Annotated in this window: 18 protein-coding genes; 7 read left to right on the top strand and 11 right to left on the bottom strand. The window is 42.5% G+C overall.

Annotation, left to right across the window (positions count from 1 at the left end):
• Nucleotides 1-127: 127 nt before the first annotated feature.
• On the top strand, nucleotides 128-1,003 hold the full coding sequence (locus F0249_RS00935) for a LysR family transcriptional regulator (protein ID WP_040887283.1): 876 nt from the start codon (nucleotides 128-130) through the stop codon (nucleotides 1,001-1,003).
• Here the strand turns inward: F0249_RS00935 and F0249_RS00930 are convergent.
• From F0249_RS00930 to F0249_RS00905, 6 genes are all read right to left on the bottom strand, one after another.
• Entirely contained in the window at nucleotides 1,000-2,766 is a 1,767-nt protein-coding gene (locus F0249_RS00930; protein ID WP_171755541.1) for a diguanylate cyclase, read from the bottom strand. The two genes, F0249_RS00935 and F0249_RS00930, sit on opposite strands and share 4 nt — an antisense overlap.
• A 320-nt stretch (nucleotides 2,767-3,086) precedes the next feature.
• Nucleotides 3,087-4,391: a hypothetical protein gene (locus F0249_RS00925; RefSeq protein WP_171755540.1), complete on the bottom strand. Its 1,305-nt coding sequence runs from the start codon at nucleotides 4,389-4,391 to the stop codon at nucleotides 3,087-3,089.
• 947 nt (nucleotides 4,392-5,338) lie between these two features.
• Nucleotides 5,339-5,992, bottom strand: coding sequence for a transcriptional regulator (locus F0249_RS00920; RefSeq protein WP_017053805.1), 654 nt, complete (start codon nucleotides 5,990-5,992; stop codon nucleotides 5,339-5,341).
• Between the two features lie 73 nt (nucleotides 5,993-6,065).
• Complete coding sequence (locus F0249_RS00915; RefSeq protein WP_171755539.1) at nucleotides 6,066-7,343, bottom strand: serine dehydratase subunit alpha family protein; 1,278 nt, start codon at nucleotides 7,341-7,343, stop codon at nucleotides 6,066-6,068.
• 419 nt (nucleotides 7,344-7,762) lie between these two features.
• Entirely contained in the window at nucleotides 7,763-10,618 is a 2,856-nt protein-coding gene (locus F0249_RS00910; RefSeq protein ID WP_171755538.1) for an FAD-binding and (Fe-S)-binding domain-containing protein, read from the bottom strand.
• A gap of 259 nt (nucleotides 10,619-10,877) precedes the next feature.
• Entirely contained in the window at nucleotides 10,878-12,569 is a 1,692-nt protein-coding gene (locus F0249_RS00905) for an L-lactate permease (protein WP_017054360.1), read from the bottom strand.
• Nucleotides 12,570-12,791: 222 nt separating this feature from the next.
• On the opposite strand from F0249_RS00905, the gene F0249_RS00900 reads away from it, so the two are divergent.
• Both F0249_RS00900 and F0249_RS00895 read left to right on the top strand, forming a co-directional pair.
• Nucleotides 12,792-13,691 carry a LysR family transcriptional regulator gene (locus F0249_RS00900; RefSeq protein ID WP_017054361.1) on the top strand — a complete coding sequence of 300 codons (900 nt, stop codon included), beginning with the start codon at nucleotides 12,792-12,794 and terminating at the stop codon, nucleotides 13,689-13,691.
• Nucleotides 13,692-13,857: 166 nt separating this feature from the next.
• Complete coding sequence (locus F0249_RS00895; RefSeq protein WP_171755537.1) at nucleotides 13,858-14,346, top strand: hypothetical protein; 489 nt, start codon at nucleotides 13,858-13,860, stop codon at nucleotides 14,344-14,346.
• 119 nt (nucleotides 14,347-14,465) lie between these two features.
• Here F0249_RS00895 and F0249_RS00890 read toward each other — a convergent pair whose 3' ends face one another.
• Both F0249_RS00890 and F0249_RS00885 read right to left on the bottom strand, forming a co-directional pair.
• Nucleotides 14,466-16,094: an ABC transporter ATP-binding protein gene (locus tag F0249_RS00890; protein ID WP_171755536.1), complete on the bottom strand. Its 1,629-nt coding sequence runs from the start codon at nucleotides 16,092-16,094 to the stop codon at nucleotides 14,466-14,468.
• A gap of 12 nt (nucleotides 16,095-16,106) precedes the next feature.
• Nucleotides 16,107-16,601, bottom strand: coding sequence for a hypothetical protein (locus tag F0249_RS00885; RefSeq protein WP_017054364.1), 495 nt, complete (start codon nucleotides 16,599-16,601; stop codon nucleotides 16,107-16,109).
• A 204-nt stretch (nucleotides 16,602-16,805) separates the two neighbouring features.
• Here F0249_RS00885 and F0249_RS00880 point away from each other — a divergent pair, with 204 nt between their 5' ends.
• Together F0249_RS00880 and F0249_RS00875 are read left to right on the top strand one after the other, a co-directional pair.
• Nucleotides 16,806-19,166 (top strand): Lon protease family protein, encoded by a 2,361-nt coding sequence (locus F0249_RS00880; RefSeq protein WP_171755535.1) that lies wholly within the window; start codon nucleotides 16,806-16,808, stop codon nucleotides 19,164-19,166.
• 110 nt (nucleotides 19,167-19,276) lie between these two features.
• The gene (locus F0249_RS00875) at nucleotides 19,277-20,692 is read left to right on the top strand and encodes a diguanylate cyclase (RefSeq protein WP_171755534.1); all 1,416 of its coding nucleotides are present in this window, start codon (nucleotides 19,277-19,279) and stop codon (nucleotides 20,690-20,692) included.
• Nucleotides 20,693-20,770: 78 nt separating this feature from the next.
• Here the strand turns inward: F0249_RS00875 and F0249_RS00870 are convergent, their stop codons facing one another.
• Entirely contained in the window at nucleotides 20,771-21,490 is a 720-nt protein-coding gene (locus F0249_RS00870; RefSeq protein ID WP_136995067.1) for a flagellar brake protein, read from the bottom strand.
• A gap of 130 nt (nucleotides 21,491-21,620) precedes the next feature.
• On the opposite strand from F0249_RS00870, the gene F0249_RS00865 reads away from it, so the two are divergent.
• Nucleotides 21,621-21,899, top strand: a complete 279-nt coding sequence (locus tag F0249_RS00865; protein WP_017054368.1) for a GNAT family N-acetyltransferase — start codon at nucleotides 21,621-21,623, stop codon at nucleotides 21,897-21,899.
• A gap of 82 nt (nucleotides 21,900-21,981) precedes the next feature.
• Here F0249_RS00865 and F0249_RS00860 read toward each other — a convergent pair whose 3' ends face one another.
• Complete coding sequence (locus tag F0249_RS00860; protein WP_171755533.1) at nucleotides 21,982-22,479, bottom strand: GNAT family N-acetyltransferase; 498 nt, start codon at nucleotides 22,477-22,479, stop codon at nucleotides 21,982-21,984.
• Nucleotides 22,480-22,608: 129 nt separating this feature from the next.
• On the opposite strand from F0249_RS00860, the gene F0249_RS00855 reads away from it, so the two are divergent.
• On the top strand, nucleotides 22,609-23,796 hold the full coding sequence (locus F0249_RS00855) for an MFS transporter (protein ID WP_171755532.1): 1,188 nt from the start codon (nucleotides 22,609-22,611) through the stop codon (nucleotides 23,794-23,796).
• A 130-nt stretch (nucleotides 23,797-23,926) separates the two neighbouring features.
• Here F0249_RS00855 and F0249_RS00850 read toward each other — a convergent pair whose 3' ends face one another.
• Entirely contained in the window at nucleotides 23,927-25,915 is a 1,989-nt protein-coding gene (locus tag F0249_RS00850) for a bifunctional UDP-sugar hydrolase/5'-nucleotidase (RefSeq protein ID WP_171755531.1), read from the bottom strand.
• Nucleotides 25,916-26,099: the final 184 nt, after the last annotated feature.

The raw sequence follows: 26,099 nt of genomic DNA, 5'->3' as shown, positions 1-26,099 counted from the left end.
GTTCGGTGATTTAAAGTGAAGAGGCGTAAAAAGAATTCATTGTTTTGTATATCGAACAAATTTTTTGTGGATGGTAATATTAGGCCAACGAAAGTAGGAGTGATGTGTCACTAGGTATATATAAAAAATGGAACATAAAAGGATTCAACGGTTAATGTTGTTTGTGGAGCTAGCAAGGCAACTCAATTTTACTAAGGCAGCTCAACAGTTAGGTATATCCAAGGGGTATCTTTCTGAGCAGATAAAGTTGCTTGAGAAAGAGTTACAGTGCCCACTGTTGATTCGCACAACGCGAAGTGTTCGTTTAACTCAAGAAGGTGAGCATGCTTATGCTCAAGGCTTGGCGATTCGCTCTCAGGTCATCGATCTTGAACGGAATATCATTCAAGACCACAACCAAATTAGCGGCCTACTGCGACTGACCGCCCCTAAAATGTTTGCAGAGACCTATTTATTTGAGCTGTGTGCTCAGTTTCGAAGCCTTCATCCTGATGTACAGTTTGAGATAAATTCTAGCTACACCACATTCAACTTAAACCAACAAGAAATTGACCTCGCATTTCGAGCGACGAATCTGCCTCCTGATAATATGGTGGCGGTGAAGCTGTTTCCATATCAGCATGTGTTGGTGGCTTCCCCTGAATATTTAAGTACTTATGGCATACCTGAACAGGTGAGTGATCTTGAAGACCACCAGTGTTTGACGACGTTACATCAGAAATATTGGCCATTAAAAAATCAAGAAATATTGGTCAATGGTTGGATTTCGACGAACGAAAATCATCTATTGAAGAAGCAAGCGCTGGCAGGAAAGGGGATTGTTCGGATTGCAAAGTACTACGTAGAGGAGGAGATAAAGCAAGAAAAGTTAAGCTGGGTATTGCCATTAGAGACACTACCCGAGCCAAACCATCTTTATTTACTTTATCCTCAAGTGATATACCCATCACTGAAATTGAAAACCTTTATTACGTTTGTTCGTGATTATTTTTCAAGCATTTAAGCGTTCTTCACTTTCACCTTGTCAGCTTTTTTTTGAGGTGAAATCTCAGTAATAGAGCCGGTTTCAGGAGATGAGCTTGAACCATTGTTCTCTTGTTTCTTTTTAGGTGACTGTGACTGCTTTACATGTATTGCTTGGTTGCGACCATTGGCTTTCGCTTCATACAATGCTGTGTCTGCGGCTTTAACAAGTGCCTCTGTGGGAGCATTCATATCTGGATAGGTGACCACGCCAATCGAGACTCCAAGTTGTCCTAAAGATAATCCTTTCATATCAAGATGTAGGTTGTGGATTTTCTTAACGATCGAATTGGCAAGTTCAATGGATTCCTCAACAGAACAGTTAGGGCTGAGTACCGCTAGCTCTTCTCCGCCTAGACGATATGCTACATGCTCTTGATCAATATCATCTTTCAATAAACTGGCAACCTCTTTTAAAACATAATCTCCAGCATCATGTCCGAAGTTGTCATTGAAGCGTTTGAAGTGATCCAAATCTAGCATTAGCAAAGACATTGGTGTTTTGTCTTGGCTTGCGCGTAACCACTCTTGGTCGATGGTTTCTTCAAAGTAACGACGATTAAATAGCCCTGTAAGAGGGTCGCTTAAGGCTTGAGATCTGAGTTTTTCTTGTAGGTTTAGGTTGGCTAATGCTAAGCCCAAATGCTCTGCAATAGTAAAGGCTAACTGTTTGGTTTCCTCAGGGATTAGCTCATCACTGCTATCAAAATAGAGATGAAACATGCCGATAGTGTTTCCATGAGCCGTTAAAGGTACGCACAGTGTCCGTCCTTCTTGTTGGCAATTATCCATATGGTTACAAGGAAGTTGGTGGTAGTCATCATGAGATAAATGATACCTGCCTTTTCTTAGGGCCCAACAGTCGTGTGGCGCATATACTTTATTGGCTGGCCATTCGCCACCCCAGTCGAGTTTAACTTCTAGTTGGTTACGTGATTCTCGCATGATAGAGACGCTGCCGTTAATATCCCCAAGGATCCTAGGAATAATATCGGAAACCACGGCTTGTGCTTCATTGATGTTGTTACAAGCGGCAAGCATATTGGCTAATCGGTGTAATAGCTCAATCTCTTGTGTACTTTGGCGGATCCTATCTTCTTGTTTGCTTCGTTCTTGTTTGACTAAATGGAGGATTTTTCGATTACTGTACCAAGAGAACAGTAGCAGAGTGAGAAATGAACTTCCCATCAGAGCAAAAACGATATATTCGAGATCTTTTGCCATTGAATAAAGCGTCGTCATTGGCATTGCGAGTCGAAGAATATAGCTAGAGTCGTGGTCATGATCGTCCAGTGGGAGTTCAATTTTCTTGGCAACGTACAACATCTCTTGGTTAAGAGTTGGGCTGTAGTGCTGTGATAACCCATTGATTCCACTTAATGCAGAGATGACTTCAGGGCGATTACTGTGATCATCTTGTTGTGATACTTCACGTGGAGTCAGTTGTGAGTCACCAAGTACTTTTCCTGAGCTGTGAATAATTGTAAAACGGCGGCCTGTTTTAGCTTGAGATAAGGTATTGAGAAATTGGTCGACTTCTGTCTCTGACATGTCGTAAAGATCGATCTGCTTCTCTTTAATTTCATGAGTGACGTCATCAACTAAGCTGAACATGTAGCCGCTGACGATCTTTGTGAGCCAACTATTGAGGGTTTGATTATATAGGTACCCACCAAAAACCATGGATACAATCAAGGCGAATATTGGAAGATACTGAAATCGACCAAATGACGTTGTGTTCATACTCTCTCCTAGCCTAGCGATATATTCCTCGATTGTTCTATGACAACCTGTCTCTATTGAATGATAGAGCTGCCGAATGATTTACGGCATATCATTTCAGTGTAGTGTGTTGAAGGCAACTTGTATCATTTGTGATCACATTAATGCAATAAATTGCTTACATATGGAACGGCAATCTACATCTAAGAGGTTGATTTATAGTAATGAGATTTGGTGATTGGTAAGGGATTAAATACATCAAAAGGATCTGGGAGGAGTGTCTGTTGTTCATGTAAAAACTTAATCAGCTGAATGGTTCAGCTGATTAAGTTTATGCTGGTCTATTCGATGGATGAACGGTGACGGTATTTGCCTTTTAGCGTTACGCTATCGCAATTGATAGTAAAGTCTAGAGCCACTTTTTGATAGTAATCTACATATGTCTCTTTTTGTTCTTCGACTTGCTCATTTTCTAGTACTTCTAGCTGCATTGTTTTGGTGTTGCAGTAATAAGTCCAATCAAGGTTCTTTATTTTTAAATCAATTTTATTTCCAATATTGGTGTTAACATAATTGTTATATAAACCAGAGACATCCAGTAAAAAATCATTGTCATCATTTGAGTTAAAAGCATCTTCAACTTTTAAGCTGGTTGCTGTGATGGCACTGGTCGAGTCTTGGACGATCGTTACATTTCGATTAGCCAGTTTTGGATAAGTTGAATCTGTTTCAATAGATAAGTAGCTATTACCATTGATTGGATCTTTTACCGTTAAATTGACTCGGGACTCAGTTTTGCGATTATATGGGTCAGTTATTTTTGCGAGAAATACGTAGATTTCCCCAGGTTCCATGTCTTGTGGATCGATTGAAGCAGTCGTCGCACTGAGTTTTTTTACTGGAATGAAGTGCATACCTCCGCTTACGTGGCTCCACTCGATCGCTATTGGTGCTGAGGCATCGGAAACTTGTGTTATGCCAAGAGTAAATGGAGACATTTCTGTAAGGAGTTGATCTTGCGTTACTGCAATGTTGAATGCGAGCGTGGTATCAAAGTCAAATGATGCATAATGATTAGAATTTTCATCAAATAGCATTACGTTATAGCTGTTGTCGACTTCTAGATCTTTGGTGAAGTTGATCGTAACCCAAGGGCCATCTGCCGAAATGGTATACATGTCATCTTGCAGTAACTCTCCTAAACTCGATTTTCGCAACTCAATATTCTTTAGATCTTGGGGTGCGGGAGCCGGCATGACTAAAATGGTTTGACTTGGTTGAAGTGGATTTGAATTGGTATGTTTAATCTTTGGTGATTGTTCATTGAAGTACCAACGTTTGCTGAAATTATCAAAAATATCACCCGATTTAATGCCTTGTCTTGCTGGGAAACTAATCGCGGATCCCAACATCATATCTGTCCAAGATACATTTTGTATGTCACGAACCCCTTGAATGTTTATGTCAATCTCAGCAATATTTGAATAGTTAGGAGATACCACTACTTTGTCTCCATTCGCCCCTTGTATTTCATAGTGGCCTGCTGTGGGGTAGCTATGAATATAACCACTAAGCGGTAAGGTTGTGCGTAACCAAATATCGCCATCGAACTGATCTGGTTGAGATAAGTTGGCCTTGGCAGTCATACTGTAGGTACCTTGATTATAATTTAGGCTCCTGACAATTTCGTTATCTTTGAAGTATAAGTGGGCTCCGTTGATGGAGATACTCTCATCCCCAGTCAAACTCATCCTATATTCAACATTATTTTCGGAAGTAATTGTTTGTTGAATATGCGCACCGTAACTTGCCGTATATGGATTTCCATCGGCAGTATGTTTTAAATCAACGGTACTAATATCCCCTTCAAATTCTAAGTAATGATTGTTTTTTTGCAGAGAGCTAAATGTTGCTGTCGTTTGACCTGTGATATCGCCAAGCCCTTCAACGTTACAACTATTAAATGTAATGCTCAGTGTTTGATTGTTTAGTGTTGCGGTATAGGTGCCAGTACCGTTGCTATCATAAAGGCATTCTGCTGTTGTTGTTCCATCTTCTAGATTGAGTTGATGGAGTACACTAATAACAACATTTGATAACGCAACGGGTTGTTCAAGGGTTTCTAGGCTATTTGCTGCAAATGTGGCATTTTGCTGAGAAAGCTGCGCTAAAGTATCGCTACTACCGCCACCAGTATTACCACCACTACTACTGCCACCGCCGCCTCCACATCCTGCAATTGAAGAGGTTAGATGAGTATTGGTACAATGCTATGTTTCACGCTTACATCCTTATATAAAAAAGTGATAATTTGACTTTATTTTATAAGCTGAATAATTACTCTAGGTGTTAGCTATTCGCAATAACCCTAATAAAATTATGTGATTGTAGTAACCTTATGTGCAATGAAGTTCTCATAAGGGGGAGAGGTTTTAGTCGTTCGATAATTCTATTTTATCGTAGTGGTATAGAGACGTGGTACAGATGTATGGAAATGCAGTAAACGATTTAGGAAAGGAGTAGGCATAAAAAAGGAGACGAACTGATAACTGTTATCTCCTTAGTGCTGACTCAGCTGATTTTAGGTTCTCACCTAGCTATTTTCTAATTCTCTTAAATACAGATAAACCGTGTCTTTAGATATTCCTAATGCTTCAGCGACGAGTTGAACACTGTCTTTATATTTGAAAATGTTGAGCCCGTGAAGTTTAGTGACGACCTCGCGATTACGCTTTGAAGGTGCAATTTCGTCGTTTTTCCAGGTCTCTTCTTTTATGGTGCTAATCGTACTGGTGATGGTCTCATCGATATTTTGCGCGAAGGTTTCTGGCGATTGTGAAATATCACAGCAAGCAGTGCTTGGAGGGAGCATCGTGCGTAGGAAAGATTGTACTGGCGCATCCATGTCCACGTTTATGCACAATAGGCCAATGGGAACATCTTGCGGGTTTCTTACTATCGTGGTGATTGAGTGTAATGTTTTCCCACAAGAGGTTTTAGTAAGGTAAGAGTCAGAGATATCTTTCCCTTCCTTTAGTTTGAGTAAGGCTAGATTGGTAATGGGAGCGCCGTGACCTCTTCCGGTAACATGACCATTGGCAATTTTCACTATAGATGGATTCTCACTGTCGAGGCTATGCAGTACCACCTCCGTGTATTCCCCATACATCCGTGCGATCCCATCCACCACATTAGACATCGAGTTAAGAATATCGTAATCATTTTGAGTAAAAGCCGTGATTTCCAATGTTATTACCTTTAAATGCTTGTTATACCAATCTATTTTACTGGCTGACCATTGCTGAGTGACGAGCGAGTTGCTATGCCGACATAATATCGATGATGGTGCTATCGGTTGCCGTCATGCCGCAACTTACCATTGAACCCACGTTTTTGATCGTCTGCTCAACCTCTTTTGCCACAATGCCTTGCCCTTGAACTGAACTATTATTCATCGCCATCATAAATGAACGAACGGCCGTTGAAGAAGATGTGCAAACTTTCATCGCGCAAGAGGATTTGGCCCCATCGCAGATCATTCCTGAGCTATCACTGATCACGTTTTGAATCGCAAAACAGGACTGTTCAAATGATCCACCGGCAAGATAAACAATCGCCATCGAAGCGGCAGCGCTGGTTACCGTATTACCACAGAAAGCGGATAGTGGCGGGTAGTGTGACTTGATATAAATAGCACCAAGGTGGCTTAAAATCAGTGCGCGCGCTAAATCTTCTTCTGTTTTACCAAAGGCTTTGACTGCGATCGTAACGGGAATGGTTGCCGCGATCCCTTGGTTGCCACTACCAAAATTACTCATAGCAGGTAGAGTTGCTCCCCCCATACGCGCATCAGAAGCGGCAGAGGTGTACATCTGAATTTTAGTCATCAGATCTTCGCCGATAATGCCATTGGATATGTTTGACTGAAACGTTCGGCCAATTTCTAAGCCGTAGGGGTTGGTCATCCCTTCATTGGCCAGTTTTTCGTTGAGATCGGCCGCATCTAATATAAATGAAATGTCAGCAAACGGTGCCGATAGGGCGAATTCGTAAATGGCTTTGATGTTAATATCAACTCCATCACAAATCGATGCAGTGGCTATTTTATCCGTCAGTGGCGCTTCAAAGGTTACGGTGCCATTTACTGTTTTGCGAAGAATGTTAGTGTGACCACCGCTGATCGTTACGCAAGCTTCGTCTTGAGCGTGACGTGCGGTCACTGAGCAGTAAATAAACTCTTCCGTATCAATTTTCTTTACGCTGATGGCTCCGCTATCTATTAGCTTTTGAGCAGCATCGACTTGATCTTGTGTTATTCCAGCGAGAACTTCTAGACCAGCATTTGGGTTACCAGCAATGGCACCTGAGGCCGCCGCGATCGGTAAACCTATTTTTCCAGTACCAGGGACAAATACACCCATTGAGTTTTTATAGAGATTGGCCGATACCAATACTTCAATGGCATCTGGCACAACGCCATTTAATTCTTGAACAGCTAAAGAAGAGGCATAAGCAGCAGCAATTGGTTCGGTACAACCAAGAGCGGGTTTAACGACTTGCTTGATAATTTGAATGTACTGTTGCCATTCTTGTTTCATGATCGACGCCTTCATAAAGTAAGCATTATTTGTAATTGCTTAAGGGATTTTTATAGCACGATTCCATGAGTCACTTATTTCCCTAATATGTGCTGTTTGATGGGCGACATCTTACCCGTTGTAGTGAATGGTTTTGTGCTTTTCCTCAAGTAAACTTGATATTTTCATCATAAATAGTTGAATTTTTTTGATTGTTGGCATTATTTAGGCTTATTCGTGTTATTTCCTCAATATTAGATGAGAAATGACTTAAGGCGTTGAACCTGATTTCGCTTGGGTTTATAGCTTTCTAGAAGATAAGAAGATAAGAAGATAAGAAGATAAGAAGATAAGAAGATAAGAAGATAAGAAGATAAGAAGATAAGAAGATAAAAAAGCCAGAAGTGAGGACCTCTGGCTTTGATCTGTTGGGTTTCTATTTACTGTGCGACTTCATCGACCAAATACAGAATAGACTGATAAGGAATACCGCTGTGGTGAGATAAGCCAATTTCACAGGTTCTACTATTACTAAACCCGCGGGTGCAGTGTGCAGGCACTTGCTCTTTTAACGGATGAACCGCCGCTTGATTGAGCTCTGGCGTAGTAAACCCTTTATCTCCAGCCCAACCACAGCATTGAATATGCTCAGGAACAATCACATCAGAGGCACATGCGCTGGCAAGTTTGAACATATCAGATTCCAGTCCCATGCGACGAGAACTACAAGTCACGTGCAACATCACCGTCTCTTCAATCGGGGCAAGGTTGAGATGTGGCAGTAGGTATTGAGTGACAAATCCTGTGGGTTCTAAAATCGTCATCGGCTGGGTGAATTGCTTAATGCTACGTTTGGCGCAAGGGCTGGTATCCATCAATACTGGGTATTTCCCTTGCTGACTTGCTTGCCATAGCGACGCTTCTAACTGCTGAGATTTCTGCTGCGCGACATCGTTCATTCCTTTGCTGTCATAGGGCATACCACAGCATTGATCATTAAGCTGGTTTGGAACGATAACCTCGAAGCCGGCTTTTTTAAGTAGTGACAGTGTAACCTCTGTGAGAGGGCGTTGATCACTCGCATCTTGTTGTTGCCCCATGGTTCGGCTCGCACAAGAGGGCATATAGACGACTTTCTTATCTTCGTTTTCTTCCGTCGTGTTTTTCTGCTGAAATGCTGATTTTGAAATATCATGAGAGTTAGATTGCGGATACTCTGGTAGCCAAACCGGTGTTTTACCGTTAGTCAGGGAGCGAACACCATTGGTTAGCTTACCAACGGCAGCTTTCCCGATGATCTTAGTCGCAATTTGATTACTCTTAAGACCCGCTTTAGTTAACGTGGTGGTGGTCTCAAAATGATCGGCAGTCCATTTTGCAATAGGTGTAAATTTTTGATATTTGGCGGTGCGTAGTTGTTTGACTAAATCACCAGTATTGATTCCTACTGGACAGCGTTCGGCACAAAGTCCAGTTGCTGCGCAGGTATCGATACCTTGGTATTCAAATATCTTTTCGAGCTCGCTGGCTTCAACCGTCTCTCCTGCCGCTCGTCTGCGCTGAAGCTCCCGATAAAGAACAATACGTTGGCGAGGAGAGAGAGTTAAAGTTCTTGATGGGCATACGGGTTCGCAGAAACCACACTCGATGCAGCGGTCGACAAGTGGATCGGCTGCTGGCATGGGTTTAAGGTTTTGTATGTGCGAATGCGGGTCCTCGTTGATGATAACGCCTGGGTTCAGGAGGCCTTGTGGATCAAATAAAGCTTTGATCTGCTGCATGAGCGAGTAACCATCTTTTCCCCACTCCAATTCTACATAAGGAGCCATGTTACGACCGGTGCCATGTTCTGCTTTCAGTGAGCCTTGATATTTCACGGCAACCAATTCAGCAACATCATCCATGAAACAACCATAGCGATCGATCTCTTCTTGTGAGTCAAAGCCTTGAGTGAACACAAAGTGTAGGTTTCCCTCTAGAGCATGACCAAAAATAATCGCCTCATTGTAATAGTACTTATCAAATAGAGCCTGTAGATCGCGCACACCATTGGCGAGGTTTTCAACTGGGAAGGCAACATCTTCAATGATAACGGTTGTGCCTACTTCTCGAACAGCCCCCACCGCAGGGAACATGCCTTTTCGGATCCCCCACAAGGTAGCAACGGTTGAAGCTTGGGAGGTAAATGGAATCGATTCGATGATGCAAAATTCAGTCAGAGATTCCATGATGCATTTACATTGTAAATCCAACTCTGCTTGATCACTGGCATGAGACTCCACAAGAATAGAGGCCGCTTCTATATCTAGGTGTTGAATAAATGCTGGCATTCCCGGTTTGTCTGCTACCGAACGCATTGCTCGACCATCCATCATCTCAACTGCCGCGACAGGGGCGTGAGAAAGTTTGGTTACGGCTTGGCTTGCTTCTTCTATATTCGCAAATACCAATAAAGCTGATGCTTTGTGAGAGTGTTCGATGACGGTGTTATAAGTGATTTCGGCGATAAATCCGAGAGTGCCCTCTGAACCGATCATCAAATGTTCGATGACTTCAATCGGGTCGCTATAGTCGACTAATGCGTTAAGCGCATAACCCGTGGTATTTTTTAAACGATATTTATGACGAATGCGTTCTGTTAGCGCGGGATTATTTTCTGTCTCCGCACATAAGTTTTCTAGTCCTTCAATAAGCTCAGGACGAATCGCTTTAAATGCGGCAATACTCTCTTTGCAACCGGTATCTAGGATGGAGCCATCACTAAATACGATTTTCATACTATCGACCGTTCGGTAAGAGTTCTGTGCAGTACCGCAACACATACCACTGGCGTTGTTTGCTGCAATACCACCAATTTTACAGGTATTAATTGAGGCCGGATCAGGGCCTATTTTTCTCTGGTATGGCGCAAGGTATTTGTTTGCATCAGCACCGATAACGCCAGGTTGGAGGATGATTTTGTTCCCATTGTCGAGGATCTTGTGATCTCGCCAGTCGTCAGTTAGTGTGATTAAAACGGAATCGGAGACAGCTTGGCCTGAGAGACTAGTGCCTGCGGCTCTAAATGTGCAACTGATGTCTAAATCACGGCAGCTTTGAATAGCAAAAATAACTTCATCTAAATGGGTTAACCGCAGAACAATTTTTGGGATGAGACGATAGAAACTGGCATCAGTGCCATAAGCGAGTCGCTTCGCTTCTTGAGTGATAATTCGTTTAGAGTCTATTTGCGTGGCAAGCAACGCTTCTAAAGTCAAATAGCGATCTCGTTGCTCATTCGTCTCTGGTTTGTTCATGCTAAGTTCCTGTGTATTGGTTTCTCAGTTTAAAGACTGATTGTTGTTTATTTATATTCTAGTAATAACACGGTCTGTGAGTTAAATCCGTGAGCCCCGCAAGTCGCCCCGATGATCGCGTGTCGTTAAGTCCAAAAGGGGTGACATTAAGGCCTAAGGTCTGCCTTGTGTCTTCACTTGGTTAAAGCAAGAAACAAAACAAGTGTCGGGGTAAACAGGCCCTAATGTCATTTTCTCAGCTTATGTGCCAATGACTCGATTAGTTCATTAATGCATCGGTTAAGTGGAAGCCATAAATAAGCACTAAACCAATTAACCCTGTTGCGATTAAATAGTAGAAGGTTGGGATGATGGTTTTGCGTAAAGTGGCACCTTCGCGACCAAGCAGTCCAACGGTTGCCGATGCGGCTACCACATTGTGAATTGCAATCATGTTACCTGCTGCGGCACCTACGGCTTGCAATGAAACAACCACCGCACTTGAGATAGACAGGGTTTGAGCTACCTCGAACTGGAATTGGCTGAACATCATGTTAGAGACGGTATTCGAGCCTGCGATAAAGGCACCTAATGCACCAATGGTGGCACTGAGCATTGGGAACGCTTCGCCCACTAGCCCTGAAGCAAAGTTGGCGGTTGTCACAGGCATACTGGCTAAATCTGCGGCATTGACACCCGAGTTAATGAAGATTCGCACCATAGGAATGGTAAACACAAGAACGAAGCCGGCACCGATCAATGTCTTACTCGACTCGCCAAATGCTTTAGCCAGTGGCGCAGCACTACGAGCTTGGAATATCACCGCGACAAGAGCGACAAAGACGAGGATTCCACCGGGTAGATAGAGAGGCTGAATGGCTGCACTGATCCCTGTTTCACCAAGAATATTGCTAAAGGATAAACTGACACTTTTTAGTAATCCTTTGAACTCAGGGCTGACGCGGCTCGCGACTAACGTGACGGCTAGAAGAACATAAGGTGCCCATGCGACAGCAATGTTCATTGGCTTTGTTTTGTCATCATTAAGGTCGATTTTAAGTGATCCTAACCATTCTGCTGGCCATTTATCTTCGCTTTCAAAATCCCACTTTGATTTAGGTACTAAGAAGCCTTTTTTAGCTGCGGTAACGACGATCGCAAGGCCGATCAATCCACCGATTAGAGAAGGGAACTCTGGCCCAAGAAAAACGCCCGTTAACGCATATGGAATCGTAAAGGCAAGACCAGCGAAAAGAGCAAACGGTAGAATGTCTAATCCTTCCGTCCAGCTTCTGTTTTTACCAAAGAATCGTGTCAGCATCATTGCCATTAGTACTGGCATTAATGTCCCGACAGTGGCGTGAATCATCGCGACATTAGAGGTGATTTGTTGCAGATAAATGTCCCAAGTTGAGCCATTTGCAACCAGCACTTCCCCAATTCCATGAGTGTCTAACCCACGGTTTACCCCAACAATGATTGGTGTTCCAACTGCCCCAAATGAAACCGGGGTGGATTGGATCATCATGCCCATCAATACCGCTGCAAGAGCTGGAAAACCAATCGCGACAAGTAAAGGTGCTGCGATAGCCGCAGGGGTTCCAAAACCAGAAGCCCCTTCGATGAACGAACCAAAACACCAAGCAATGATGATGGCTTGCACACGTCGGTCGGTTGAGACATCAGTAAAACCGTTACGGATGGTGGTGATGGCTCCGGTGTGTTTTAAAGTGTTTAATAAAAAGATAGCGCCAAACACAATCCAGAGTACTGATACGGTGATACCTAAACCTTGAAAGACAGACGCTAACACACGGTTAACGGACATATCCCAAAAGACGAGGGCAATGATAACCGTCAAACCAAAGGCGACGGGCATGGCTTTTTTGGCGGGCCAATTAAGGCCAACAAGTAAAATTGCCGCAATGACAATTGGCGAAAAGGCGAGTAGTGCTAATATTGTTTCACTCATGGGTACTTCCTCGTACAACATTTCCTATCGGACTATTATTGTTTTTATCGTTATGGGTAGATCTAATTTTTGTCGTTATGGGCAAAATGTTTATTGTTGAATTATTCACACTTAATTTAACAAATGTGACTGGGTTGTTAATTTCAGGTGACATTACCCCTTTATTTTTTATTGATATAGGGAAATAATGAAAAAGATTGATTCCAAAAGTGATGTAATAGAATGAGAGCAGATGACTTAATCCTTTTCTCCCAAGTGGTAGAGATGGGCACTTTTAGTAGGGTGGCAGAGCAGAATAACCTTACAAATTCAGTAGTTAGCAAAAGAATTGCGCGGCTTGAAGAAGATTTAGGGGTTCAATTATTATACCGAACAACGCGTAAATTAACGCTTACCGAAGCGGGTAAAGCGCTGGCGCATGGTGCGAAAACTGTGAAGCTCGCCGCTGGTGAGGCTATGGAAGCAGTTTCAGGCTTTGGGGAGAATGTGACAGGGCATATTAAAATGTCTGTCCCAAGTATTTCGGGAGATTTGATCTTGGCGGATGCAGTAGCTGAATTCTGCAATATGCACCCAGGTTTGAGTGTAGACATGTCGTTAGATAATAAGTTTGTCGATCTTATTGATGGTGGCTTCGATTTAGTGATTCGAACAGGTTACTTGGAAGACTCAAGTTTAAAAGCAAGGCATATCATTGATTCTCAATGGGTGGTGTGTGCTTCACCTTCTTATATTGCGAAGAACCGAAAACCATTAAAGCCAGAAGATTTGGTGGAACATAATTGCCTTCAGTATGCTTATCAAACCACGGGAGCGTCAGAGTGGGAGTTTAAAGGGAAAAAGGGCAATTACATTGTGCATGTATCAGGGAGCTTTTCGACCGATAATGCGACTGCGCTAAGAAAAGCGGCACTTGGTGGCCATGGCGTGGCGTACGTACCTCGATGCTTGGTGTATCACGACATTCGTAACGGTCAGCTGGTGGATATTTTTCCTGATCTTGTCGGTAAAAAACTTGGGATTTACGCGGTATACCCTTTTACGCGACAACCGCCTAATAAGGTAAAGCTACTGATTGAGCATATACGGACACGATACCTCACCATTTCGCACTATTTCTAGAAATTAGGTGGTTTCTTATTGTTAATTGATCTTGTTGATAGTTATCATTTTGCATTTAGATGATAATTATACTCATTTACCCTTGTGTGTTGTGAGGGTATAAGGATTTGTCGAGAGCCGAAGGTGCTCTGAGATCCTCACTGACTTAATAATATAGGAACAGGAAATGAATGAATTTGACCGCTTTGTCATTGCTCGGGCGCTGCATGTGTTTGCGGTTGTGCTTTGGATTGGAGGCGTAGCATTTGTTACTACCGTTTTAATCCCAGCTCTTAGAAAAATGCCAGAGAAAGAGAGCAGGCTAGCCTTGTTTGAGCAGTTGGAAGGCAAGTTTAGTTTTCAAGCTAAGATCACCACATTATTAACCGGGTTATCGGGTTACTACATGCTTGAAGTGATGAATGCGTGGGACCGATATTTGCACCTTCAATTTTGGTGGATGCATCTTATGACGTTTGTCTGGGCTATTTTCACTCTGGTATTGTTTGTGTTGGAGCCTTTAGTGCTGCATAAGTGGTTTCATAAACAAGCAGAAACTGACAGCGACAAATCATTTTTCATGCTGCATTTAATGCATAAGGTACTGCTGACGTTGAGTTTAGTGGCGGTAGTTGGCGCGGTAGCGGGTGCTCACGGGTATGTGTTTGCGTTTTGAGTTAAGTTTTTGTAAGAGAAAACCACCGCGTCCATGCGGTGGTTTGGTCGGCGGCCAAACCGAGTGTTAACAGAATAGTGGCGAGAATTCAGTAAGATCGAGATTCAAAATATTGCCGATTACGCAGCATCCTCATTCGTGCTTTCATCCAGATCAAATGACGCATCAATCAAGCGTTTGGTGTAGTCATGCTGAGGCGTATTGAAAATATCTTCTGCTGTTCCTTGCTCCATGACCTCTCCCTTTTGCATCACCAATACACGATCGGACAGTGCTTTTACGACACTAAGATCATGGCTGATGAATAAGAAGCCAATATTGTGTTTCAATTGAATCTCTTTAAGTAGCTCGATCACGGTAAGTTGAACGGAACGATCCAAGGCTGATGTTGGTTCATCAAGCAAGATAAAAGAGGGTTCTAGAATGAGTGCGCGTGCGATGGCGATTCGTTGACGCTGCCCCCCAGAAAACTCATGTGGATAACGATTGATGGCACTCGTTTCGAGGCGAACTTCCTCTAGGGCTTTGCATGCTCTTAATAGACGATCCGATTTTGACAGGTGTGGCTGGTGAACCATTAAACCTTCAGTGATGATTTCCCCTACAGTCATACGTGGAGACAGTGAACCATATGGATCTTGGAAAACCATTTGAATATCTTTTTTCAGAGAAAAACGCTCTTTGTCTGTTAATAAACTGACATCTTGACCCTTGAATTGAATCTTTCCTGAAGAGGGGAGTAAGCCAATGAGAGCTCGTCCTAGTGTTGATTTACCTGAACCCGATTCGCCAACAATGCCTAAAGTTTCGCCTTGCTTCAAATTTAACGAGATGCCTTTAACCGCTTCAAAATATTGATTTCTACTTTCGATGAAATGAGGTTTTATGAGAAATTTAACTCGAATATTTTCAGCAGAAAGCAACATTGGAGCCCCTGTTTCTACTGGAGATTTATTTCCTTTTGGGATCGAGTTGATTAACATCTCCGTATATTCATGGGTGGGGTTTTGGAATAGAGTTTGAGTGTGTCCTTCTTCAACCACATCCCCTTTACACATCACGATCACTCGATCGGCAAAGTGTTTAACGACGCCTAAGTCATGGGTAATGAACAAAATCGCCATTCCCATTTTCTGCTGAATCTCTTTGATTAAATTAAGAACCTCAGCTTGCACCGTTACATCAAGTGCCGTTGTCGGTTCATCTGCAATGAGCAAATCAGGCTCGTTGATTAAGGCCATCGCAATCATGATTCGTTGCAGTTGCCCGCCAGAAAACTCGTGTGGATACTTACTGTAAGCTTGCTCGGGCCTAGGGAGGTGTACGAGTTCAAACAGTTCTAAGACCTTGATCTTTGCTTGGCGTTTATTGATTGAACGATGACACATGATCGCCTCTGCAACCTGAATACCAACGCGCATATACGGATTCAGTGATGTCATGGGTTCTTGAAAAATCATCCCAATTCGGTTTCCGCGTATCTTTTGCATCTGCTTATCATTTTTTGCAAGTAAAGGTTCACCTTCAAACATAAGGCTCGATTCAGGAGCGACAATGGCATTGCCTGGCAACAAACGCATAAGCGCACTGCTGGTCACCGATTTCCCCGATCCTGATTCCCCGACGATCGCGAGTGTTTCATTCTTATTGAGGTCGAAGCTGATCTGATTTACAGCGTTAACTACACCATCATTAGTCGTAAAACTTACGGAGAGATTACGAACTTCTAAGAGAGCATGAGACAGCATTGAATATCCTTATCAATTAATCACGCATGAGCGGGGTGGTAGGTCTGAGTAAATTTTGAGTTTATTAAATTGTTGATGTGTCTGTTCAATTTCGCCGAACGTCACTAACCATTGAGCATCTCGTTGGGCATGGCAGAACACGGCCATATGATGGAGTAGATCATCACAATGTTTAGAAAGGGCAGAGTGGACGCTAGCAATGATTCTCGAAGGCTCTATCGATAAAAACTGTAACAGAGCGTAGGATTGATTGAGTGATGTAAAGGCCTGATTAGGACGCCCAAGTTGATTATATATTTGGGATTGAGACACGGCGGCATCTTTTAAACCTGAAAGTAAACAAGCAAATTGACAAGGTTTAACATGGTGATCATTCACCGCAGTTTGAATATGAGTCGGCAGGTGGTGTAGGACATCTTCATACAAATAATGGGCTTCGGGCCAGTGTCCCTGTTCCATAAGTTGCTCGGCTTTTAAGTAGCGAGTCCAGCACTGTTGCAATTCCATATTGAGTCTCTCCATCGTTCATTCTGCGCTTATTAGAATGCAAATTAATCTCAATTGCAAATGGTTATCATTACATTTATTGAAAGTGAATTGTCTAATTAATGTTCAGTTAAACGCGAATGTTGCCTAAGTCACTAAAATACTTATGAATTGCATCTACACTGAACTTATATGAAGTATTTTTACAGGATGTAGGAGGCGGTAATGGCGATTAAACAATTATCTTCAGAGCAGTTATATCAAGTAGCAGATCTTGAAATGCTACCGTGTAAATCGACCAAAGAACTGGCCCCCATTGATGAAATCGTAGGACAAGAACGCGCCCAAAAAGCGGTTGAATTCGCGATGTCGATCAAAGAGAAAGGCTATAACATTTACGCAATTGGGCAAAATGGCCTCGGTAAACGCACCATGATTTTGCGTTACTTGAATCGTCATCCACATGAAACCGAGCAGCTGTTTGACTGGTGTTATGTCACTAATTTTGATGATGTGCGTACGCCGAAAGTATTGAAGCTTCCACAAGGCGTAGGGAAAAAGCTGAAGCAAGATATTGAAAGGTTGATGACCAAACTGGTCAAGGCGATGCCTTTGGCTTTTGATAATGAAATGTACTTCAGTCGTGCGGATAAACTGAAAACACAACTTGATAAAAAACAACAAGTTGCTCTGGAAGGGATCAGCAATGAAGCCAAAAACAAAGGTGTGAGTTTAACTCTGACGAACCAAGGGGACTACCAGTTTGTCGCCATGAATGGTGAGGAGTTACATACTGAAGAGAGCTTCGATGAGTTATCGCCTAAGCAGCAAAGTGAATTTGATAAGACCATTGATTTCCTTGAAGTCAGCTTACGCAATATGTCTCGTGATTTAACGGAGCTTGAAGAGACTTTCTCTGAAAAAATTCAAAAGCTGAATGACGATGTAACGCTCGATGTGATTACCCATTTTATTAAGCAGCTAAAAGCCGATTACAGTCAGTATCCAGAGATAAAAAAACACCTCACTGAACTGCAAAAAGACATTGTTGAAAATGCCGATATTTTCCTTGAAGAGGGGAATGAGCAAGCTGAAATTGCCACCGCTTCTTTGGATAAGAAATTGCCTCGACGCTACAAGGTGAATGTTCTCGTGAGTCAGGCCGAAGGCAAGTATCCTATCGTGGTCGAAGAGAACCCAAATTATCATTCTCTGTTTGGTTATGTTGAGACCGCGACGTTTAAAGGGACGGTATTTACCGACTTCTCATTGATTCGTGCGGGGAGCCTGCATAAAGCAAATGGTGGCGTTCTATTGATGGATGCGGTCAAAGTACTTGAGCAACCATATGTATGGGATGGGCTGAAACGCGCGCTACGTTCAAGACAGCTAAGCTTTACCTCATTAGAGAAAGAGGTCACGCTGACTGGAGCGGTCTCATTGGATCCTCAGCCTATTCCGCTTGATGTGAAAATTATTCTGTTTGGTGATTACCGCACTTATCAATTACTTCAACATTATGACGCAGAATTTGGTGAGCTATTCCGAGTGACGGCTGATTTTGAAGATGAAATGAAGCGTACACCGGATTCTGAACTTCACTATGCGCGATTCATTTCGAGTATCGTTCATGACAACAATATGCTGCATTGTGATCGTAAAGCTATCGCAAGGATCATTGAACACAGCTCTCGCCAAGCGGGTGATCAAAGCAAGTTATCACTTCATTCTGCTCACATTGCCAATCTATTGCGTGAGTCTAATTATGTGGCTAAAACCGCTAAATCGAATCTGATCCGCTCTAGTCATGTAGAACAAGCGCTGGATAATCAGCAGTTGCGAGTCGGTAGGTTGCAAGACAGCGTGATGGAGACATTTGTCAATGGCACAACGCTTATACGCACCTCCGGCGAGGCGATAGGGCAGGTGAATGCATTGTCGGTGCTAAGTACCAGTGATCATATGTTTGGCGCGCCTAACCGAATTACCGCAACTACTGCCTATGGTGAGGGTGAAGTGATCGATATTGAGCGAAACGTTGATCTTGGAGGAAGTATCCACTCTAAAGGTGTGATGATTTTGTCTGCGTATCTTTCATCAGTATTTGGTAAAACGGCACGAATACCACTGACTACCAATATTACGTTTGAGCAGTCTTACGGTGGAGTCGATGGTGACAGTGCCAGCATGGCTGAATTTTGCGCGGTAGTGTCCGCCTTTTCAAAGCAGCCAAATCGACAGGATATTGCGATCACGGGTTCAATGAATCAATTTGGTGAGTCTCAGCCCATTGGTGGCGTAAATGAAAAAATTGAAGGTTTCTTTGACGTTTGTGTGATCAAAGGGCGTTCAGCAGAGCAAGGGGTGATTATCCCTCAATCTAATATTCATAACTTGATGTTACGACCTGACATTGTAAAAGCGGTTGAGAAGGGGGAGTTCCATATTTGGGCAATTGAGCATGTGACGGAAGCGATTGAGATCTTCACTGGTAAAGAAGCAGGTATCGCAAGCGAAGAGGGTAGCTATCCGATTAATACTATCTTTGGTATCGCACAAGCTAAACTCAATGCACTGCGTAAGTAATAGAAAGTAAAGGGTTTAAAATGCAAGGGACGGCATAATTGAGCCTGTGAATTACATTATATGCGTATAGTGTGCTATAGATAATAGCTGAGCAATCAAAAGGAATTGTAATGCTTAAAGGTTCTATCAGTGAAAATTTACCAAGCAGTCGTTTGGATGATCTCGATGTTTTTATGTTGAATCAAGCTTTCGCGCATATCAACTCTGCGGTGATTGTGGCGGATCTTTCTCGGAAAATTGTAATGGTCAATGCGGCGGCAACATCGCTTTTTGGTTATTCCGAGGAGGAGCTGCTAAACCAAAGTACGCGGATGCTCTATGCAGACGAAAGTAATTTTTACAAAACAGGTAAAGACCGTTTTAACCCAACGGCCAAAAAAGAAAATGAAGCATCTCATGTGCAGTACCGTTGTAAGTCTGGGCGTATTTTTCAAGGGCAAACTTCTGGTGGTGCGATAAAAAATATTTCAGGGAATAACGCTTTCTACATTGGTATTATTTTAGATGAATCTTATCGGCTTAGTGCTGAAGAGACATTGAACCAGCTGCATAAAGTGACCTCATCTCGTGACTTAAACTATTCCGAAAGGGTTCAGGCCATTTTGGAATTAGGGTGTACGCACTTTCAACTGCCAATTGGTATTGTGAGTAAGATTTCCGGCAACCATTACGAAGTGCAAAATGCCACTCACCCCGATGACGCCTTGTCGGCAGGAATGGTTTTCGATTTGACGGGAACCTATTGTTGCCACGTATTTAAGGCAAATGATGTTCAAGGCTTCCATCATGTCGCGCAGAGTTCCATTGCAAAACACCCTTGTTATGAAAATTTTGGATTAGAAGCGTATTTAGGGGCTCCCATTTTTGTTGATGGGGAGCGTTACGGTACATTGAATTTCTCTAGCGTGACAAAAACACGTTCGTTTATTCGTCAAGATTACGAATTAATACGTCTTTTTTCTGAATGGGTTGGACATGAAATTGCACGAAATAAAGATCTATTTGCACTGGAAGTTGCCAATACAAAGTTGGTTAAAGTGGCAAGCACTGACGAATTAACGGGATTGGCAAACCGACGAAGTATCGAACAGGTACTTAATGAACAATTATCATATTGTCAGTCGCTTGGATCCAATATGTCGGTGGCATTGATTGATTTCGACGATTTTAAGGCAATTAATGATACTTACGGGCATACCGTCGGTGATGACTCATTAAGGCTATTTTCTGACATTGCGAAAAGCCATTGTCGTAAAAATGACTGCTATGGACGATGGGGGGGAGAAGAGTTTCTGGCTGTTTTACCTCAGACTGATCTTCATGGCGCATCGCTACAGATTAAAAGAATACAAGACAGCTTGAAAAATAGTTGTCTAATACAAACCGATTCCGCGATTAATCTAACTCTAAGTGTGGGGATTACGGAGTTTCATCCGAATGATCGCTTTGAAGATATTTTGATGCGAGTGGATAAGCTAATGTACCAAGCGAAGCGGCGAGGAAAAAATTGTATTGAAACGGGTTAATGATCTTTTGGAATTGCTATTTTTATAGGGGAGTTACGTCGTTATCACGATCAATCGTTAACGACGTTTAACTGAAGGTTATTTACGCAAGACTAATTTAGCCCCATCGAACTTGAGCTGGCTCAATAGGTTTTTGGCATTTACCTTGCCATTATCATCAAACTCTAGGCCATATTTCGAGTAGTGAGTCGATTTTTGTAAGTTACATACCCGCCCTTTTAATGGCGCAAATACTTGACCTCTGCGAGCACCTACCATGATTTCTATTGAGATGTCATCACCGATTTGAATTGGTCTTCCTACCGGTGGGGTTACAAACCGACAACCACTTTTCGACAGATCACGGACTTCACACTCAACTTTATGTCCACTTACAAACGCTTTAGCAGCAAGGTTAACGTCATATCGAATCTCTTTTCGTAACTGAGTTACTTGCATCGTATTCGGGATACTGAGCATAATGAGTGGGATAGGTTCTAATATCTTATGCAAGAGCTGACAGCGAAAATGAATGATCGCACCTTCACCACGATGAGAAAGGGCTCTAACGTTGACCCAAAATCCTGGTTGGAAAAAGAACTCTAAATCATCATCTGACACTTTGGGTATTTCAATAAGGATACACTGATCGGAATGCGTGCCTATGAAGCTGGTGGTCGTCAGAAACTTAGTCCCAACCGGGGTGGAAATATTAAGCGTTAATTCACTGCTATGTTCAACCATCCCAAGCGCATCGGTACTATTGAGTGTTGATACTGTCTTGTTGTGAACTTGCGGTTTCATTAGCGGTGAATTCATCTAGCCTGTCTCCATTTTTGCTATGCGCTTTAATTATCATTTTTATATACTCAAGCTGATTGATATTAAGTTTTGACACGAATATTTACAATAAGCGCATTCGATAAATTATAAAACTTGGAGGTTTAGCATGCATAACGTGACACATAATATTGATGGTGAGTGCTTTTTGGTCGATTTAGAGCAAGGAATGCACGCAACGGTTAAGTACAAACGAGACAATAGTGTCATCACGATCACGTCAACAAGAGTCCCTGATGAGCTACAAGGCAAGGGGTATGGCAAGGTGATGATGGAAAGTGTACTGGCGGAAATTGAGCGTTTAGGACTGACGGTGATTCCTGAATGTAGCTATGTGGTTCATTATATGAATAAGCACACTCAGTGGTCTCACTTGCTAGCCAAGTAATAAGAACCGAAGTAATAAGAACTGAAGTAATAAAAATGAGTGCTCCCCCCGATAGGATGACCTACGGGGGGATAAAGTATGGCTAGAGTTTGTTCTTTACTCTTGCCATGAAGTAAGTATCAATATATTCCCCATGACGGAAGCAAGAATCGATAGCTTTTCCTTCTATCACAAAGCCTAATTTTTTATATAGGCCAATGGCTTTCTCGTTGTCAGTATTGACCTCGATCTGAATTCGATGAACATTGAGCCAGTTATCTGCCAGCTCAATGACGGTTTCAATGAGTTGTCGTCCAATCCCTAAGCCGTGATAGTCATCATGCACACCAAGTCCAAAACTCGCACAATGCTTAGTCCTAGGTCTTTGGGAGTGTTGGAATCCAATATTACCTACTATCTTGCCATCAATTTCTGCAACGTAGCTGTAAATGCCTTCCGGTATATCGGTCAGCCTTTTTTGCCATGAACTCAGTGTTGGAAGTGGCAATTGTAAGGTTTGGCTCTGAGCAAGCGGTTGTGAGTAAAGTTCACATAGTCCAGATGCATCTTTGATGTCGCTAGGACGAATTATTATTTCCATATTCTTGCTCCAAAGTGATCAAATAACCAATAATGTAGCGATAACTTGATGAAATGAATAGCGTTAAATAAGCATTGTTAATTATTCGTTACTGAGAGTATGATCATTTTTTTAAAGCAAGGAAGAGTCATGCATAGCCCTCCTCAACAGGCCACTTGGAAAACGCCACAAAATTTCCTCTTAATCATCTCAATTATTGTCCCTATCGCGTTTGCTAGTTGGATGGCGCTGCTGAATAATTTTGTTATTGAACGTGCAAACTTTAGCGGCGCTGATATTGGTCTGTTGCAAAGTGTCAGGGAGATCCCAGGTTTTTTAGCTTTTACCGCAGTGTTTGTGCTGTTATTTCTACGTGAACAGAAATTTATGATCATCGCATTGATGATGTTAGCGGTTGGCGTTGCGATTACAGGGCTCTTTCCATCGGTGACCGGGTTGCTCTGTACGACACTACTGATGTCTGTGGGCTTTCACTATTTCGAAACATTGAAACAGTCGTTGTCGCTGCAATGGCTCTCGAAAGAGGAAGCTCCCGAAATGTTGGGTAAGCTCATCTCTATTGGGGCTTTGGCTTCGCTATGCACTTATGGTGCGCTATGGGTGATGCTTGAAGTATTTCAGCTAGATTTTAAGTGGGTTTATATGATCACTGGTGGCATCGCGTTCATTCTGGTGGTTGTGATTGCCGTTAGTTTTCCTGAGTTTAAAACAGAAACACCACAGAATAAGAAGTTGGTTTTGAGAAAGCGTTATTGGCTCTATTATGCATTAACCTTTATGAGTGGGGCTCGCCGCCAAATTTTCACCGTTTTTGCTGGATTTTTGATGGTCGAAAAGTTTGGTTACTCCGCGGCTGATATTACGCTTCTATTTTTGATTAACTACCTGTTCAATTTTCTGTTTGCTAAGAAAATCGGTAAAATAATCGGTATTGTCGGCGAGCGAAAAGCGCTAATGTTTGAGTATATAGGGCTAATTTTTGTGTTCATCGGCTATGGATTAGTTAAGAGCGCTGAGTGGGCTGCGGCCTTATATGTGGTCGATCACCTCTTTTTTGCTTTGGCTTTAGCGATTAAAACGTACTTCCAAAAAATTGCTGATCCAGCAGACATGGCTTCGACGGCAGGGGTGTCGTTTACGATAAACCATATTGCAGCGGTAGTTATTCCTGTCACTTTTGGTTTAATTTGGCTGGTATCGCCATCAAGTGTTTTTTATATCGGTGCGGTTATGGCTGGTTTGTCACTGATTCTTTCTTTGAATATTCCTGTACACCCCAAAGTAGGTAATGAAGTAAGACGGTTTAGTTGGAATTAAATAGATCGGGTGGCTGCGATTCAATTACTATTTGAGCAAAGAAAAACCAGTGACCTATGCCACTGGTTTTTTTGTATCAAACAGTCAATGCATGGCGAAAGTGAAACTATTCCGCGTGGTGACTGTATTGTTATTTAGCGCGATTGAAAGTTACGGTTTCGTAGCTTAATGGCGTTAATGATTTGAGTGGTGTTAGGGTTTCAACAACCGATTGAGCATCGGTATTACACTTCACGTTCTCAGCTTTACAGTTAAGAGCTTGGCCTTGGTACACGACTGACTTTCTCATGACCATTTTGCCTTTTTTCATCTTCTCTTTAAGCTCTAGTTTGGTGACAGGGAAAGCGGTTAAGTTGCCGTCTACGTAAGCGAGATCAACACGCCCTGATTTCTCTGTTTGAGAATCAAATACAATGCCCCATCCGTCATTACCTGTAGCGTGGTAAGCATCCATCGCGACGTTATAGGTCTCTTTGTCTTGCACTGCTGTCCATTTCGGTGAAGAAGGAGTACCAGTATTGATTTCAATTGAGCTCAGCTTTCCTTCAACACCAGAGATGGTTTCATCGAAGGTGTAACGAAGGTTACCGCCGTAAGGGAATTTACCAGCATGTGCACCTTCAGGAAGGGTTGCTGTAATGCTTGAGCTGATCAATGCCTTAATGTTCTCCCCGCTCATTGGAACAATAGATAAAGCATTAGAGAAAGGAAGCAGTTCAAGAGAGATATTTCCTTCGCGTAAATCCCCAAATGCGATGTCCTGACGTACGCCACCTGCACCGACTAGTGATAGATCAGCTTTGATGCCAGCAACCTTAGCGACTTTATCAGAAGCAGCCCAAGCGTATTGACCCCACGCTACAATCGGTGCGACATCTGAACCATGAGCATCGGTTCCGCCATCATTTGGACGTCTTTCGTGGTTAATTGTATCTGGAACAAAAGTGATCACATCACCATAAGCTTCATTTAGGTGAGGTTGGTATTTTTGATCAATCAGCTTACGTAATTCGCTGTTCTCTTCTGTGATCGTAATGTTTTTGGTGTTATCGATGAATGTTTCAACTTTTTTCGTCTCTTTGGCCGCGAGTTTGTTGGTGCGATATTTATCGCCATAGAACTCATCGTTACTTAATAGAGTATTGTGGCCATTACAGCTGGTGATGGCACCTTGATCATTGAAGTTTGCCTTTACAAGACCGATAGCCTGCGCTGATTCACCCGCTTGAACGATACATGTTTTACCGCCATCAGGGTTAGCAACAAGGTTTGCGTATGTTCCGTTATCGGCTTTACCTAGGTTTGTGAAATCACCAAGTAAAGTATGAGAGTGACCACCGACAATTAAATCAATACCGTTAACTTTTGACGCTAATTCAACATCCTTTGCATTGCCAATATGAGTGATCGCGACGACTTTAGTAATGCCCATCGCTTTCAATTTATCGACACTTGCTTGAGCCGATATCACCATGTCTGAAAATTCAACGCCGCCCGTTTTGCTGGCGATATCTTTCATATCATCGAGAGCCAGGCCAATAACACCGACTAAGTTGTCACCACTTTTAATGGTTGCCATATCCGTGATTTGAGTCTTCTTGTTACCATCGAATTGGTAAATAAGGTACGGCTGGATATTTTTGTTGCCGTTTAAATACTCGTCACCTTCGATATCGATATTGGCTGCTAGCATTGGAAAATTGATTGATGAAACAAACTCAGCGAGCTTTTCAGTACCAAGATCAAATTCATGGTTACCCATAGCCATTGCATCGATGCCCATCTTGTTAAGCAAATCGGCATTCATCGCACCGTGGTTAAGCTTGAAGTAAGCACTGCCTTGGAATGCATCACCACCATGAAGAAATAGGAAGCTATCGTTAGCGTCTTTTGCTTGTTGCTTATAAGCGAGTGACTCTTGGTAAACTCGTGGGTAACCACCAAATTCATTGTAAACAAGTTCTTCATTTACTTTGAAGCTTGATTTAACCGCATCAAATGCAGAGTGAGTATCGTTGACGTGCGCGACAGTGAGCTCAAAAGAGTCTTGGGCAATAGCTTGTGCGCCATGCAGGCAAAAGCCAACAGATAATGCAAGAAGAGTGTGATTGAGTTTCATCAGAGAACCTTATTGATTTAATAATGGCGTTTTTATAAATCAATTAGTTACATTAAAAAGTGATCGAGGTAGTAAAAATTTGATTGTTTACTCTATTTTTCATTTATAAATGCGATGAAAGTTTTGCTTTCAATAATAAGAGTAAGCATTGGATGATGTTTGAACAGTCTTAAAGGAGGCATGC

The sequence above is a fragment of the Vibrio sp. 03-59-1 genome (assembly GCF_013114135.1).
GTDB classification, from domain to species: Bacteria; Pseudomonadota; Gammaproteobacteria; order Enterobacterales; family Vibrionaceae; genus Vibrio; species Vibrio cortegadensis.
This window is presented reverse-complemented; position numbering and strand designations above follow the sequence as displayed.

Bases quoted from the DNA above. Each gene is read 5' to 3' on its own strand.
- F0249_RS00915 (WP_171755539.1), bottom strand. From the start codon at position 7,343: ATGAAACAAGAATGGCAACAGTACATTCAAATTATCAAGCAAGTCGTT.
- F0249_RS00860 (WP_171755533.1), bottom strand. From the start codon at position 22,479: ATGGAAATAATAATTCGTCCTAGCGACATCAAAGATGCATCTGGACTA.
- F0249_RS00900 (WP_017054361.1), top strand. From the start codon at position 12,792: ATGAGAGCAGATGACTTAATCCTTTTCTCCCAAGTGGTAGAGATGGGC.
- F0249_RS00890 (WP_171755536.1), bottom strand. From the start codon at position 16,094: ATGCTGTCTCATGCTCTCTTAGAAGTTCGTAATCTCTCCGTAAGTTTT.
- F0249_RS00865 (WP_017054368.1), top strand. From the start codon at position 21,621: ATGCATAACGTGACACATAATATTGATGGTGAGTGCTTTTTGGTCGAT.
- F0249_RS00880 (WP_171755535.1), top strand. From the start codon at position 16,806: ATGGCGATTAAACAATTATCTTCAGAGCAGTTATATCAAGTAGCAGAT.
- F0249_RS00850 (WP_171755531.1), bottom strand. From the start codon at position 25,915: ATGAAACTCAATCACACTCTTCTTGCATTATCTGTTGGCTTTTGCCTG.
- F0249_RS00870 (WP_136995067.1), bottom strand. From the start codon at position 21,490: ATGAATTCACCGCTAATGAAACCGCAAGTTCACAACAAGACAGTATCA.
- F0249_RS00935 (WP_040887283.1), top strand. From the start codon at position 128: ATGGAACATAAAAGGATTCAACGGTTAATGTTGTTTGTGGAGCTAGCA.
- F0249_RS00875 (WP_171755534.1), top strand. From the start codon at position 19,277: ATGCTTAAAGGTTCTATCAGTGAAAATTTACCAAGCAGTCGTTTGGAT.
- F0249_RS00905 (WP_017054360.1), bottom strand. From the start codon at position 12,569: ATGAGTGAAACAATATTAGCACTACTCGCCTTTTCGCCAATTGTCATT.
- F0249_RS00925 (WP_171755540.1), bottom strand. From the start codon at position 4,391: ATGACTGCCAAGGCCAACTTATCTCAACCAGATCAGTTCGATGGCGAT.
- F0249_RS00855 (WP_171755532.1), top strand. From the start codon at position 22,609: ATGCATAGCCCTCCTCAACAGGCCACTTGGAAAACGCCACAAAATTTC.
- F0249_RS00895 (WP_171755537.1), top strand. From the start codon at position 13,858: ATGAATGAATTTGACCGCTTTGTCATTGCTCGGGCGCTGCATGTGTTT.
- F0249_RS00885 (WP_017054364.1), bottom strand. From the start codon at position 16,601: ATGGAATTGCAACAGTGCTGGACTCGCTACTTAAAAGCCGAGCAACTT.
- F0249_RS00930 (WP_171755541.1), bottom strand. From the start codon at position 2,766: ATGAACACAACGTCATTTGGTCGATTTCAGTATCTTCCAATATTCGCC.
- F0249_RS00910 (WP_171755538.1), bottom strand. From the start codon at position 10,618: ATGAACAAACCAGAGACGAATGAGCAACGAGATCGCTATTTGACTTTA.